The sequence below is a fragment of the Sphingobium sp. V4 genome (assembly GCF_029590555.1).
In the GTDB taxonomy this organism is placed as follows: Bacteria; Pseudomonadota; Alphaproteobacteria; order Sphingomonadales; family Sphingomonadaceae; genus Sphingobium.
The window spans coordinates 1,558,883-1,571,253 of record NZ_CP081001.1 but is presented as its reverse complement, the minus strand read 5'-3'; the positions used below and the strand labels follow the sequence as shown (position 1 = coordinate 1,571,253).

General features: G+C 64.8%; 14 protein-coding genes. 4 read left to right on the top strand and 10 right to left on the bottom strand.

The window, feature by feature from the left end; genetic code table 11:
- Window positions 1-63: 63 nt before the first annotated feature.
- Window positions 64-498 carry a hypothetical protein gene (locus K3M67_RS07935; protein ID WP_066859283.1) on the top strand — a complete coding sequence of 145 codons (435 nt, stop codon included), beginning with the start codon at window positions 64-66 and terminating at the stop codon, window positions 496-498.
- 121 nt (window positions 499-619) lie between these two features.
- Window positions 620-2,002: a DEAD/DEAH box helicase gene (locus tag K3M67_RS07930; RefSeq protein WP_285832856.1), complete on the top strand. Its 1,383-nt coding sequence runs from the start codon at window positions 620-622 to the stop codon at window positions 2,000-2,002.
- Window positions 2,003-2,077: 75 nt separating this feature from the next.
- Here K3M67_RS07930 and K3M67_RS07925 read toward each other — a convergent pair whose 3' ends face one another.
- From K3M67_RS07925 to K3M67_RS07885, 9 genes are all read right to left on the bottom strand, one after another.
- Window positions 2,078-2,251, bottom strand: a complete 174-nt coding sequence (locus K3M67_RS07925; protein ID WP_285832855.1) for a hypothetical protein — start codon at window positions 2,249-2,251, stop codon at window positions 2,078-2,080.
- 456 nt (window positions 2,252-2,707) lie between these two features.
- Window positions 2,708-3,322, bottom strand: a complete 615-nt coding sequence (locus K3M67_RS07920) for a F0F1 ATP synthase subunit B family protein (RefSeq protein WP_285832854.1) — start codon at window positions 3,320-3,322, stop codon at window positions 2,708-2,710.
- Window positions 3,315-3,809 (bottom strand): F0F1 ATP synthase subunit B family protein, encoded by a 495-nt coding sequence (locus tag K3M67_RS07915; protein ID WP_285832853.1) that lies wholly within the window; start codon window positions 3,807-3,809, stop codon window positions 3,315-3,317. Before K3M67_RS07915 ends, K3M67_RS07920 begins: the two co-directional genes overlap by 8 nt.
- A gap of 87 nt (window positions 3,810-3,896) precedes the next feature.
- Window positions 3,897-4,124, bottom strand: coding sequence for a F0F1 ATP synthase subunit C (locus tag K3M67_RS07910; RefSeq protein ID WP_004207392.1), 228 nt, complete (start codon window positions 4,122-4,124; stop codon window positions 3,897-3,899).
- A 54-nt stretch (window positions 4,125-4,178) separates the two neighbouring features.
- A complete protein-coding gene (locus K3M67_RS07905; protein ID WP_066859287.1) occupies window positions 4,179-4,964 on the bottom strand; it encodes a F0F1 ATP synthase subunit A in 786 nt (261 codons plus the stop codon).
- A gap of 47 nt (window positions 4,965-5,011) precedes the next feature.
- Entirely contained in the window at window positions 5,012-5,335 is a 324-nt protein-coding gene (locus K3M67_RS07900) for an AtpZ/AtpI family protein (protein ID WP_066859288.1), read from the bottom strand.
- Between the two features lie 170 nt (window positions 5,336-5,505).
- The gene (locus K3M67_RS07895; protein ID WP_066859289.1) at window positions 5,506-5,904 is read right to left on the bottom strand and encodes a YdbL family probable chaperone protein; all 399 of its coding nucleotides are present in this window, start codon (window positions 5,902-5,904) and stop codon (window positions 5,506-5,508) included.
- Complete coding sequence (locus K3M67_RS07890) at window positions 5,901-6,089, bottom strand: YnbE family lipoprotein (protein ID WP_066859290.1); 189 nt, start codon at window positions 6,087-6,089, stop codon at window positions 5,901-5,903. Before K3M67_RS07890 ends, K3M67_RS07895 begins: the two co-directional genes overlap by 4 nt.
- A complete protein-coding gene (locus K3M67_RS07885) occupies window positions 6,086-9,316 on the bottom strand; it encodes an intermembrane phospholipid transport protein YdbH family protein (RefSeq protein WP_285832852.1) in 3,231 nt (1,076 codons plus the stop codon). Before K3M67_RS07885 ends, K3M67_RS07890 begins: the two co-directional genes overlap by 4 nt.
- Window positions 9,317-9,477: 161 nt before the next feature.
- On the opposite strand from K3M67_RS07885, the gene radC reads away from it, so the two are divergent.
- Window positions 9,478-10,149 (top strand): RadC family protein, encoded by a 672-nt coding sequence (gene radC / locus K3M67_RS07880; protein WP_443018156.1) that lies wholly within the window; start codon window positions 9,478-9,480, stop codon window positions 10,147-10,149.
- Window positions 10,150-10,219: 70 nt separating this feature from the next.
- Here the strand turns inward: radC and K3M67_RS07875 are convergent, their stop codons facing one another.
- Window positions 10,220-11,278, bottom strand: a complete 1,059-nt coding sequence (locus K3M67_RS07875; protein WP_066859293.1) for a hypothetical protein — start codon at window positions 11,276-11,278, stop codon at window positions 10,220-10,222.
- A 138-nt stretch (window positions 11,279-11,416) separates the two neighbouring features.
- Between K3M67_RS07875 and K3M67_RS07870 the strand changes: the two genes are divergently transcribed.
- Window positions 11,417-12,349: an NAD(P)H-dependent flavin oxidoreductase gene (locus K3M67_RS07870; protein ID WP_285832850.1), complete on the top strand. Its 933-nt coding sequence runs from the start codon at window positions 11,417-11,419 to the stop codon at window positions 12,347-12,349.
- Window positions 12,350-12,371: the final 22 nt, after the last annotated feature.

Here is a 12,371-nt window from a genome sequence, read left to right as displayed (position 1 = left end):
CCCGGAATTCATCGACTGTTCAACCGTTGGTCGATAGCGTGGGATCGCAAGAAGGGGTCCATTTTGTTTCATTCCGTTTTGCTGCTCCTTGCCGCGCCTGCCGGAGAGCCTGTGCAATTGGCGCAGCTGACGATTCAGCAGCGCGTCATCATTCGCGTGCCGATGCCCCGCAAGGGCAAGGCGCCGCCGCGAATCGCGCCGGAAGCCGGGGATGCCTGGGAAGAGAAGAAAGGACCGCGCTGTATCGCGCTCCGTTCCATTCGTGGGGCCAACATCCTGGTGCGCAATGGCGTGGACCTGTTGCTTGCGGATGAGCATCGCTATCGCGCCCGGTTGGAACGGGGCTGCGATTCGACCGGCTTCTATTCGGGTTTCTATGTGGAACCGCATGAGGACGGGTCGCTCTGTTCGGGGCGGGACGAGTTGCACGCGCGTAGCGGCCTGAGCTGCGCAATCGACAGCTTTCGTCGCCTGATTGCCGCAGAGTCGGACGATTAAGCGAATTGATGGCGGGAAATGACGCGATTTTCTTGACAAGAGGCCGATATTTCCGCAAGTCGCGGCCGATTTCTGTCCCGCGGACGCGCAGGGCAGGCCACCTCCTGTCCCGGACCATTGAATGACTTTTGCCGATCTCGGCCTTTCCGACGAATTGCTCAAGGCCGTAACCGAGTCCGGTTATGACACGCCGACGCCCATCCAGGCGCAGGCTATCCCCTCCGTGCTGATGATGAAGGACATTATCGGCATCGCGCAGACGGGGACGGGCAAGACCGCCAGCTTCGTGCTGCCGATGATCGATATCCTCGCCCATGGTCGCGCTCGTGCGCTCATGCCGCGCAGCCTGATTTTGGAGCCGACGCGCGAACTCGCCGCCCAGGTGGCCGAGAATTTCGAGAAGTACGGCAAATATCACAAGCTCTCGATGGCGCTGCTGATCGGTGGCGTGCAGATGGGCGATCAGATCAAGGCTCTGGAACGCGGCGTCGACGTGCTGATCGCCACGCCCGGCCGGCTGATGGATTTGTTCCAGCGCGGCAAGATATTGCTGAACGGCTGCTCGATGCTGGTCATCGACGAAGCCGATCGGATGCTGGACATGGGCTTCATCCCGGACATCGAGGAAATCTGCACCAAGCTGCCGGCGCAGCGCCAGACGCTCCTTTTCTCGGCGACCATGCCTCCGGTCATCAAGAAACTCGCCGACCGCTTCCTCAGCAATCCCAAGTCGATCGAGGTGGCCCGGCCGGCCACTGCCTCCACCAACATCACCCAGCATCTGGTGAAAGTCGATTCGCGCAAGAAGCGCGAGGCCCTGCGCGCCATGTTGAACGTCGAGGATGTCACCAGCGCGGTGATCTTCTGCAATCGCAAGACCACGGTGCGCGAACTCAACAAGAGCCTGCAACGCTATGGCTTCAAGTCGGGCGAGATCCATGGCGACATCGACCAGGCGTCGCGCATCGCCGAACTGGAGCGGTTCCGCGAGGGCAGGGTCAATATCCTCGTCGCGTCGGATGTCGCAGCCCGCGGGCTGGACATCAAGGGCGTAAGTCACGTCTTCAACTTCGATGCGCCTTGGCACCCCGACGATTATGTCCACCGCATCGGCCGCACGGGTCGCGCCGGTGCGACCGGCGTCGCCTATACCTTCGTCAGTGAAGCGGACGCCGAGGCAATCGACAATATCCAGAAGCTGATCGGTACCAAGATCGCCTATGCCGATCTGCCGGCCGGTGCGACCGGTGCCGAAGCTCCGCGCGAAGATCAGCGTGCCGAGGGCCGGGATCGCCAGGATGACCGTCCACGGGGCGAAAAGCGCGATGCGCGCCCTCGCAGCGAACGGCGCGAGGAGCGTCCCCGCGACGACCGCCGCGACGACCGCAAGGATCGCGCCGCCGTCCCGCAGCGCCAGCGTCGCCACGACGCGGCCGACGAGGGGCCGGATGACGGCTGGAACGGTCCGGTGCCTGCCTTCCTCTCGGTCGGCTTTGCCGGCTGACCGGTATCGCAACGGTGACGGCGATTGTTTTCTTCCGGAACATGGCCCTGTTGCCCCGCAACTAACCTATCGGCTTTATCTAAGTGCTTGAATGATCGTATCGGCGGCGTCGGACGCCGTGGTGGCGCCGATGTCGATCGGAAAGTGCGGCGGTGGCATGGCATCCATGCCTCCGGTGATCGCCGGCCTGAGTTCGTGCAGGAGCGTCAGGCAGCTCAGCGTCCCATATGCGGTACGATCCGTTGCCACCAGACGCCGCTCCAGCTCCGCTGCGCTCAGATCGAGCGCTACTCCCAGGCCGCTGCCACCTGCGCGGCATACCTCCTCAAAAAGACGCGCGGGAAAGTTGCTTGCAACGCTGGGCTCAGGCGCCGCGGTGAATAGGAGCGATCAGGCCGGATCGTGCTGCCTGGGAAATGGCTGGCATCCACAAGCTTTCGCGCAGGCTGTCCCACGATCAAATGATTGTGGAACAGCGTAGGTAGATGCGTTCGACGATGATGCGGCCGATGTCAGCTTGCCCGAGGCGGGCGGGCTGTAAATGAACACGAGGCGCATCGCGGCGTTCTGATGCGAGCAGCTGTCTATCCGAATGAGTGTAGAGACCAGGCAAGCCCGCAGCGTCTGGCGGTGGGCGGCCAAACGAAAAGGGCCGGTGCGACGATGCGCATCGGCCCTTTTCGTTTCCGCCTCAGTGCGGGCTGCTCAATTAATCGTGCCGAGATTCCTGATAGCGCCTTCGACCAGTTCCTTGTCCGCCTTGGCATCGTGGCCCTGGGCGATCAGGGTGGCGGCGGCGGCAGTTGCCGCGCTCACCGCCTTGGCCCGGATGCCGGCGATCGCAGCACGCTCCGCGGCCCCGATCTTGTCCTCTGCCATCTTCTGGCGACGGGCGACCAGGGCTTCGGCGTTGATCTTGGCGTCGGCGATCAGCCCTTCGGCCTCATGCTCCGCAGCCTTGCGCATCGCTTCCGCTTCACCGGCGGCGGCCGCCAGCTTGGTTTCATACTCGCCTTTGAGCGCTTCAGCCTCAGCGCGAAGCTTCGAGGCCTCGGCGAGTTGTTCCTTGATCTGAGCGATCCGGCCGTCCAGCGCCTTGCCGATCAGGGCAGGCACCTTCTTGACAAGCAGGATAGCGATGAACACCGCCATCGCCAGGCTGACCCAGGCGGTGGCGTCCATGCCGATCGCCTTGGGATCGGTGTGGGGAACCGCGCCTTCATGGGCGACGGTGCCGACCGGCTCCATGCCTTCGGCATGAATGGCCTGATCGAGCGTGGGGGGCGTTTCCGCCGAATGCTGTGCTGCTGCCTCAGCCATGGGCCAGTGCCGCCTTTACTGCGTTGCGGGCTGCTTCTTCCGACGCTTCGACGCCGGCAATGCGAGCCACCATGTCGCGCGCCGCATCGGCGGCGACGGTTTCGATTTCTCCCAGCGCCGCGTCGCTCGCAGCCTGGATACGGCCTTCGGCCGCAGCGATCCTGTTCGCCACCTCGGCATCCGCGGCGGCGAGCTTCGCTTCCGAAGACTTGGCCGCCTCCGCCTTCGCCTTGGCCATCACGGCCTGGGCAACGGCGCGGTTCTCTGCGTCGCGAATGCGATAGTCCGCCTCGGCTTCGTCGGCACGGGCGAAAGCCGCCTTGGCCGCATCCAGATCGCCGCTGATCTTCGCGTCGCGCGCGTCCGCCGTGCCCTGGACTTTGGGAACCATGCCCAGGCCAATGACGAAGAAGACGAAGCCGAACGTCACCAGCAGCCAGAAGATCTGACTGGAATAGGTTTCGGCGATTTGCGCGATTTGAGGCATGTTACGGTCCGTCCGATCAGAGGGCGGTCAATAAGGGAAGCGGGCAGGGCCGGCGATCACGCCGCACTGCCCGCTCCGGATTCGTGATCAGGCCACGAACACCAGGATCATGGCGATGACGAACGCCAGCAGACCCAGAAGTTCCGCCGCGGCGAAACCGATGAACAGGCGGCCCTGCTGACCGTCAGCGGCGCCCGGGTTGCGCAGCGCGCCTTCCAGGAACGAGCTGAAGACGTTGCCCACACCGAGGGCGGCGATGCCCGCACCGATCGCGGCCAGGCCAGCACCGAGCAGCTTTGCGGCTTCTGCGTCCATGTCGTAAACTCCCTTGTTAAATCTGTCTAAACGTTGAGGAAAATCAATCGAAACTCAGTGCAGGTTCTCGGCATCGTTGAGATAGACCGAGGTCAGCAGCGCGAACACATAGGCCTGGATGACCGCGACCAGCATTTCCAGCGCGCTGATGCCGACCATCAGGACGAAGCTGGCGGTGCCAACGGTCAGGCCCAATGCTGGCGAAGCATTGGCGCTGTTGATGACGAAGCCCGCAAGCACCTTCAGCAGGACGTGTCCGGCGGTCATCGCGACGAACAGTCGCAGGCCCAGGCTGAACGGACGCACCATGAAGGAGACGAGTTCGATGAAGAAGAGCGGTACCACCATCAGCGCCGGGGTGCCGTGCGGCACGAACAGCGAGAAGAAGTGGAAGCCATGCTTGGCGAAGCCGACGATCAGGACGATCGAGAAGCTCATGATCGCGAGGACGCCGGTTGCGGTGAAATGGCTGGTGAAGGTGAAGGGGTGAAGCCCGAAAAGCCCCAGCGGCAGCATACCCAAAAGGTTCGCCAGCAAGATGAACATGAAGAGCGAAAAGACGTAGGGAATATACTTCCGCCCCTTGTCGCCGATGTTGGCGATCAGCAGGTTCTTGATGAAGCCGGTCATATATTCGACCGCCATCTGCCACCGGCCGGGCACCAGTTCCCGCTTCATCCCGCCAATCACGAACACCCACAGCACCACGGCTGCGAGCACCATGTAAAGCGCACTGTTGGTGAAAGCGATGTTGAAGCCGCCGAGCGACAGATGATCCGTCCCGAACAGCGGTTCGATCGCAAACTGGTGCATCGGATCGATTTTGCCGGATTCTGCCACGTTGACCCCTGTAACGTCTAAGCCTTCGGACTATGACAAAAGCGTCCCTATTGGTCGGGACGCTTCGCCGTCGTCAATCTGATGATGTTCCTGAACGCCGCCACGATCCCGAGACCGAGGAACACGAGCAGGAGCCATGGGGATGTGCCGAACAGCCGGTCGAGAACCCAGCCGATCAACGCACCACCGACAAGACCCCCGATCAGTTCAGCCAGAACCCGGTTGCCCAGACGTGACCCATCGTCCGCCTGCTGCTCCGTAGCCCCCTGCCTGACCTTTTCGACATGCTCGGCCTTTGCGATCCGCTCCTCAAGGGAAGCGATCCGCGAGTCCTCGCCCGCCGGGTCCTGTCCGGGTGTATCCGCTGCCATGCGCCTCCTCCATCGGGTATTTCACCCCATGGCGGTCGGCATGGCGCTTGCGGCTGCACCCGTCAAGGCGCGGCCCGTTTAGAAAGGCGATTGCGGATAGTCAACCATGGTTGCGGCAGAGAATATCCGTGCGGTACGAAGGGATGAGAAAAGTCCGCTACCGCGGAATATCATCCCGCATTGGCGCAGTAGGACGGCAGGGCGACCGGCCCGGCACCCTTGGTCTGCCATGCGCCGGCGCCGATCCGGTACACCTGGCCGGGCTTCACGCGATTGCTGAGCGTCTGGCATCCGGTGGCGGCGGCCACGTCCTGGACGGTCACGCCGCGTTGTCCTGCAAGCTGTGTATAAGCCGCGCGGCGCTTGATGTTGATCGATTCGACTTCGGAACGAACTTCGGCACCCACCGTCCCTGCGATGCCGAGATAGCCGTCGGCCTGCTCGCCCACGGTGCCCGCATTCATCGCGGCGGCGACGGCGCCCGACTGGGCGCGCGCGGGCGCGGTGATCACAAGGCAGCTTGCCAGCGCAACAGCGGCGCCTGCGGCGATGAGCATCCTGCGTGTCATTGCGGAAACAACTCCGGGTTATTTTGGATGAGATTCTGGGCGTCGCGTTGCAGCTTGACGACGACCTCCTGCTGCACCTTCACGTTCAGGTTGATCTCGATCGGCCTGTCGGGGGCTTTCACCTGAATACATCCCCCCAGCGCAAGGCCGGCGAAACCGGCGGTCATGATTGCTCGTGTCTTCATTTCTGCTCCCCGTCTGGCACAGTCTCGCTTTCGCGAGGCTGAACCGCAAGTTCTTGTTGCGAGGCCGCCCGCATTTCATCCTGCACCTGGTCGCCTATGCTGTTCTGGATCAGCTGGGAAGGGTCGATGAAGGACTGGGCCGTACCCAGCAATCCGCGGAAGGGCGCGGCGATCCGCACGTTGAAGATGAAGGGGAGGCCGATGAAGTTGCGCGCGATCCCGCCCGGCACATCGCCCAGCCTGCCCCGGTTGACGCCATTGAAGACAACGTTCGTCACCATCTCGCCATCCAGCGCGCCGTCCATCAGGATTGTCAGACATTTATACTGGAGATCCTTGAGCGCGTCGAAGGCCATGCGCCCCATTGCGCCCAGTTGCTCGTTGGATACCGGTCCGACATAGGACAATATGCCGGACTGGCGGGCAGGGTCGCAGGGAATGCTGGGCAGCACGCCTTCGGGCATCATCAGCGGCGGCATCCCCTGCTGCCGCGCCACCAGTACGCCGCCCGCGACGCGCCCGCCTTGGGCATTGAATATCAGCGGCATGATGCCGTCGAACGTGCCGGTGGCGGAGACGTTGTCGAGTTGCATCGCCTGGATGAACGCGCCTGCGTCCAGGCCGATGACGCGGAAGGTCAGGTAACGGTCGACGTCGGCCGAAAAATCCATAGTCGTCGGCAGCAGGACGAGCTGTCCGCCGGAAAAAGGCCAGCCCCCGCCTTCGATCCGCACCTTCTGCCCCGCTTCCAGGCGATAGCGCACCACGCCGTCATGCACCTCGACGCCCGGATTGACGGTCCGGATACGCGCTTCCTGTCCCGGCGCCGTGACCAGATTGATCAGGTCCGTGAAGCGTATCTCGCCCGACAGCCCTTCCACCGGGCCGAAGGCGGCTGCCAGATCGGCATCGTCGGTGCGAAATGTGCCATTGCTGGTGACGGTAGAGCCGTTCCAGTCGATTCGACCCTGGCCCGTGACCGTGGCGGTCACATTGGCGACGACGCCGAGCGCCAGCGGCGTCACATCCTCTGGCTGGAGACCCGAGCCGAATGTCAGGCCGGGGACGCCCAGGTCGGCATGACCCCGGCCGCTGGCCAGATCATGCGCGATGTCTGCTTTGGCGACCGTTGCGCCATTGCGCTGTGCGGCCATCGTGCCTGCAGCGGCGATGCGGCCATCGTTCAGGGTGAGGGTGAAATCCGGCACCGTCAGCGGGGTGAAGCGCGGCGCTGGCTGCGAATCGCGCAGTGTCATGGTGGAGCGCAGCCCGAACAGACCCTTGGCAAAGCGCCAGTCGCCCGCGCCCTGTTCCACGATCAACGGCACCGAACCAATCTGTCCGCCCATGCCGCTCAGCTTCCCTGCAATGCCATCTTTCGTCATCGCGCCCGTCATCGACGCGGCGGACAGGCGCACGGGGGCATCCTGCGGGCCGATCGTGAGGGCGGGATTGGCGAGCGCGAAGCCTGTCTTGCCCAGCACAACGCGCGCATGGTCGGCCGTAAGGCGCAGGGGGCTGTCGGCGGTGTGGCCATCGAGCGCCAGATCGCGAATCGCCGCGCCCCCGCGAATCCCGTCTGGTCCCACAGCGACCATCGCGCCGCCATCGACCGAGCACAAAGTCTGGCGGGTCCGGCCCAGCGCGAAATTGCCGTAACGCGCTTCCAGCAGCGACACGGGCACGCAATCGGGATTGATCGCCACCGTTCCGCCGGCCGCGATCCGCCCGGTGATGGGCAGGGTCAACCCGCGCAGGCGGCCGTCAGGCAGTGGTCCGTCCAGCCGCATGGCGGTCGTGAAACGGGTGGCGCCATTACGATCCGCGGTGAAGCGCACCCGGTCCAGTGCGAGCCGCGCTTCGCCCGCCGCATAGGGATCGGAGAACAACTCGCCGCCAAAGCCGCCTCCTGGCCGCCGCGCGAGGCGCAGCGCGGCCTGGGGCAGGCCGCCGCCCTGCGTGGTGATGGCGCCATTGAGCGCCCAATCCAGTCCCGCAGCCTTGCCCGGCCAGGCCAGCGTCAACTGACCGCCCTGTGCGATCCCGACGCGTGCGCCGTTTTGCGCGTCCAGACCAGTGTCGGTCAGGACGAGGCTCCCGCGTCCCGGCTTCTGCACGAGGGCGAAGGTGGTGCGGAGCCGGTTGCGGCGTCCCGCCTTCTCGACAGCGTCGGCCAGCTTCACCGCGAGGGGGGCGACCGGAGTCCCCGCGGTCGCCGCGCGCAGCGCGGTCAGCGGAGCGCGTCCGGCCAGATGCAGATCCTGGCCTGACAACAGACCTTGAAGGCTGTTGCCGCCCTGGTCCAGCACCCAGTCGCCCGAAAGCGCCGCATCGCGTAAAACCGCGCCGCGCCCGGTCAGCGCGGTCGCGACTATGCGCAGCTTGCCGCCGGTCCGCGTTGTGTTGCCATCGAAGTCGATACGGCCGTCAGGTGAGGCCAGCACCAGGCCGCCACCCTTGAGCGCCTGGCCCGATAGGTCGACATGTCCGCTCCAGTGATCGAGCGCCTTGTCCAAGGAGATGTCGACGACGGCCGCCGGCCTGGCGATCGCTGCGCCGGCGTCGCGACAGGCGAGCGCGTCGGCGCGCACCGGGCCCGATAGCTGCGGGTTGCCCTGCTGCATCGCGATCGTCATCATAGCGGTCGTGTGCGACAGGCTGCAGCCCGCGATCGCGGCGCGCGGCATTGCGGCTGCCAGCCGGCCCCTGAAACCGGACCGGAGATGGCCGTTGCCGTCGATCTGCATCCCGATCCGCCCGGCATCGGTGTCCAGCGTCACCCGGGCGTCGCTCAGCGTGACGCGAATATCGGGCAGGCTGAAGGGCGCTGTCGAATCGGGATCGCGAAACCGGTCCAACTCGCCCAGCCGCATCGCTCCGTCATGCCAGGAACCGCGCATCCGCACGCCGCCTGCACGCACGGCGGCGACCTGCGGCGTCAGCCCTGCAAAGGCGATGTCGACTTCTACCCAGCGGGCGGTGAGGTCCGGCCTCGCGGGGTCGCCCAACACGATATTCTCGATCCGCTGGGTGCGCAGGCCCACATCGATCAGGTCATAGCTGGCCTGGACGCCGCGCCGATTGAGTTCCCGGCTCACGAAATTCTCGGCGATCGGCGCACGCTGGGTCCACAGACCGACCAGCACCAGCGCCAGCGAGCCTGTTCCCACGCCAAGCCAGCGCAGCCATGCCCGGCGAATCGCCTCTTCGCCGTCTTCTTCTTTCATGCCTATGGCCAACCCCGGCTCTCGCTTGACGCTGATGGTCCGTAACGGGACCATAACGTCTGTGCCCCCCTAAATATCCTTGCCCGGCGATTTCGCAACGCATAGCGTCACTTGGCGTCGACGAAGGGGACGGAAGATTGGCCGAACAGGGCGCGAAAGCCATGCATGACGGCGCGGGGCATCGCGCGCGATTGCGACAGAAACTAGCGGATAGCGGGGGCGATGCGCTGCACGACCATGAACTGGTCGAATATCTGCTGGCGCTCGCCATCCGCCGACGCGACACCAAACCGCTGGCCAAGGAATTGCTGCGGACCTTTGGCGGCATCGGTGAGCTGATGACGGCCGACTGGCAAGCTATCGCCCGCGTGCCCGGCATGGGCGACACCAGCGTCGCCGCGATCAAGATCGTTCAGGCTACAGCGCTGCGGATGCTCCGCAACGAAGTCGCCGCGCGGCCGGTGCTGGGCAGCTGGCAGGCGCTGCTCGACTATCTGCGCGCCGACATGGCCTGGCTGGGCGTCGAGCGCGTCCGGGTGCTGCACCTCAACAGCCGCAATATGTTGATCCGCGACGACCATATGGGCGACGGGTCGATCGACCAGGCAGCGATCTACACGCGCGAGGTTATCAGGCGCGCCATCGACTTCGGCTCGGCGGCGCTGATCCTGGTCCACAACCATCCCAGCGGGTCGCCCGAGCCTAGTCGGCAGGACATCGACATTACCCGCCAGATCATCGACGCCGGCAAACGCCTCGGGATCAGCGTCCACGATCATATCATCATCGGGGCCCAGGGGCATGTCAGCCTGCGGGCGAAGGGACTGTTGTAGGGCGAGAGCGGCAATAGGGCCGGATGGTCCGCGCATGTCGCACGGCTGCCACCCGGCCGTCGCGCGGCCATCAGGCAACGGCGCGGTCCAGATAGGGGAGGCGATCGGTCAAAGCCGGCGGCAGCCCGTTGACGACCAGCGCCCGCGCATGGTGCCACAGCGCTGACAGCAGCAGCAGCGCCGATCCGATCACAAGGGCGGTAAAGGCGGCCGACAGTTCGACCGCGCCCGCTTGCTTGAACAGGGCATAGAGGGCGAACAACACATAAGCGAGGCTGGACACAAGCAGCGCGCGCCGGTCGATCGCCAGCGCCACCAGTCCGAAGGCGATGTAGAGCGCGATCACCATCAGCGCCTTCGCGACGCTGATCTCGTCGCCATCGAACACGCCCAGCAGGTGGAACAGCGAGTGGGCAATCATCGGAGCGGCGGCAAGATGTAGCCAGAATGCGACATCGGAACGGCGTGTGGTGCGCGCCCGGTCGCTCATGTCCCATCGCATCGCGAGGATGAAAATCGCAAGGCCCGATGCCAGCAATAGCAGATAGGGGAGCTGCACGCTGGTGGGAAAGGCGGAAATGATGAGGCTGGCGATCACGCCAGCAGCCGCAGCGGCGCCGACCGCAACGGTGATCGGCACCATGAAGCGCTGCCAGTGCGCCCAGGCGGCGACGGCGCTCAGGGCGGCCACGCCGGAAAAGATCAACGCGGCCTGCCGTTCGCCGGCATCCGGGAATATCTGCGCCGCGAGTGAGCCGAGCGCGAAGGCGACACCGCCGACAAAACCGCACAGCAGCAGGATGGACGGCAGCGCCATGCGCCGCTGCCGCGTGAAATATTCGGCCAGCCCCCAACTCGCCGCAGCGACCAGCAGGCCGGACATGAAGGCCGGATGATGCTCTTCCGCCCCGAATCGCAGGCTGTTACCGAGCCAGCCGACCGCCACGAGCATGATCACGCTGGCTATCGCCACGAAGATATCGTTGAACCCGGTCAGCAGCCGGAAATGTTCTTCATCGACCATGGGTGAGGCGCGTAGTTTGGCCACATGGTCGCGAAATGCCTGAGCGGCCTCGGGCGTCATCGCGCCGGCCGCTACGGCATCCTGTAGGTCGCTCTCGCTATACATCGGTCCTGCTCCTGGGACATTTGGGCCACGTCATCCTATCATCACTGTATTATATCATCAATACAGCTATTTTCGCCTTTTTCCGCGGCTGGAGCGGTGTTAGCGCGGGGATAAGTTGAAGAGAGAGGATTTTCCTGCATGAGCCTGCCGCCGCTGCTCCGTGACCGCCTGTCGCTGCCGCTGATCGGTTCGCCGATGTTCATCGTGTCGCAGCCCGACCTGGTCATCGCGCAGTGCCGCAGCGGCATCGTCGGCGCCTTTCCCTCGCTCAACGCGCGGCCTTCGGGAGTGTTCGAGGCCTGGCTCCAGCGACTGGGCGCGGCACTGACCGACCAGGATGCGCCCTTCGCCGTCAACCTGATCGTCCATCGCACCAATGCGCGGCTGGAGGAGGATTTGAAACTGTGCGTCCAGTATAGGGTGCCGATCGTCATCACGTCGCTCGGCGCCCGGGAGGATGTGAACCAGGCGATCCACAGCTATGGCGGTATCGTCCTGCATGACGTCATCGATAATGTCTTCGCGCGCAAGGCGATCGAAAAGGGCGCAGATGGCCTGATCGCGGTCGCCGCCGGCGCAGGCGGCCATGCCGGCACGCTGTCGCCCTTCGCGCTGGTTCAGGAGATCCGTCAGTGGTTTGACGGACCGCTGGCGCTTTCCGGCGCGATCGCGACCGGGCGGGCGATCGCGGCGGCGCGGATGATGGGCGCGGACCTCGCCTATATGGGCTCGCCTTTCATCGCCACGGCGGAGGCCAATGCCGATGCCGCCTACAAGCAGATGATCGTCGAAAGCGGGGCGGCAGACATCGTCTATTCCGACGTGTTCACCGGCGTCCATGGCAATTATCTGCGCCCCAGCATCGTCGCGTCGGGGCTGGACCCCGATAGTCTGCCGGAGGCGAAGGACATGGACTTTGCATCGCTGACTGGCGGCGATAAGAAGGCATGGCGCGACGTCTGGGGGGCGGGACAGGGCATCGGCGCGATTGCCAAGGTGCAGCCGGCTGCCGGCTTCATTGCCCAGTTGCAGGCGGAGTATCGGGCGGCCGTGGCGGACTTCACGGCCTGAACGCGGCGGGGCCGCATTGCCC

Excerpts from the sequence above, each read along its gene's own strand:
- K3M67_RS07930 (WP_285832856.1), top strand. The coding sequence starts at position 620 with ATGACTTTTGCCGATCTCGGCCTTTCCGACGAATTGCTCAAGGCCGTA.
- K3M67_RS07920 (WP_285832854.1), bottom strand. The coding sequence starts at position 3,322 with ATGGCTGAGGCAGCAGCACAGCATTCGGCGGAAACGCCCCCCACGCTC.
- K3M67_RS07915 (WP_285832853.1), bottom strand. The coding sequence starts at position 3,809 with ATGCCTCAAATCGCGCAAATCGCCGAAACCTATTCCAGTCAGATCTTC.
- K3M67_RS07910 (WP_004207392.1), bottom strand. The coding sequence starts at position 4,124 with ATGGACGCAGAAGCCGCAAAGCTGCTCGGTGCTGGCCTGGCCGCGATC.
- K3M67_RS07900 (WP_066859288.1), bottom strand. The coding sequence starts at position 5,335 with ATGGCAGCGGATACACCCGGACAGGACCCGGCGGGCGAGGACTCGCGG.
- K3M67_RS07895 (WP_066859289.1), bottom strand. The coding sequence starts at position 5,904 with ATGACACGCAGGATGCTCATCGCCGCAGGCGCCGCTGTTGCGCTGGCA.
- K3M67_RS07890 (WP_066859290.1), bottom strand. The coding sequence starts at position 6,089 with ATGAAGACACGAGCAATCATGACCGCCGGTTTCGCCGGCCTTGCGCTG.
- K3M67_RS07885 (WP_285832852.1), bottom strand. The coding sequence starts at position 9,316 with ATGAAAGAAGAAGACGGCGAAGAGGCGATTCGCCGGGCATGGCTGCGC.
- radC (WP_443018156.1), top strand. The coding sequence starts at position 9,478 with ATGCATGACGGCGCGGGGCATCGCGCGCGATTGCGACAGAAACTAGCG.
- K3M67_RS07875 (WP_066859293.1), bottom strand. The coding sequence starts at position 11,278 with ATGTATAGCGAGAGCGACCTACAGGATGCCGTAGCGGCCGGCGCGATG.
- K3M67_RS07870 (WP_285832850.1), top strand. The coding sequence starts at position 11,417 with ATGAGCCTGCCGCCGCTGCTCCGTGACCGCCTGTCGCTGCCGCTGATC.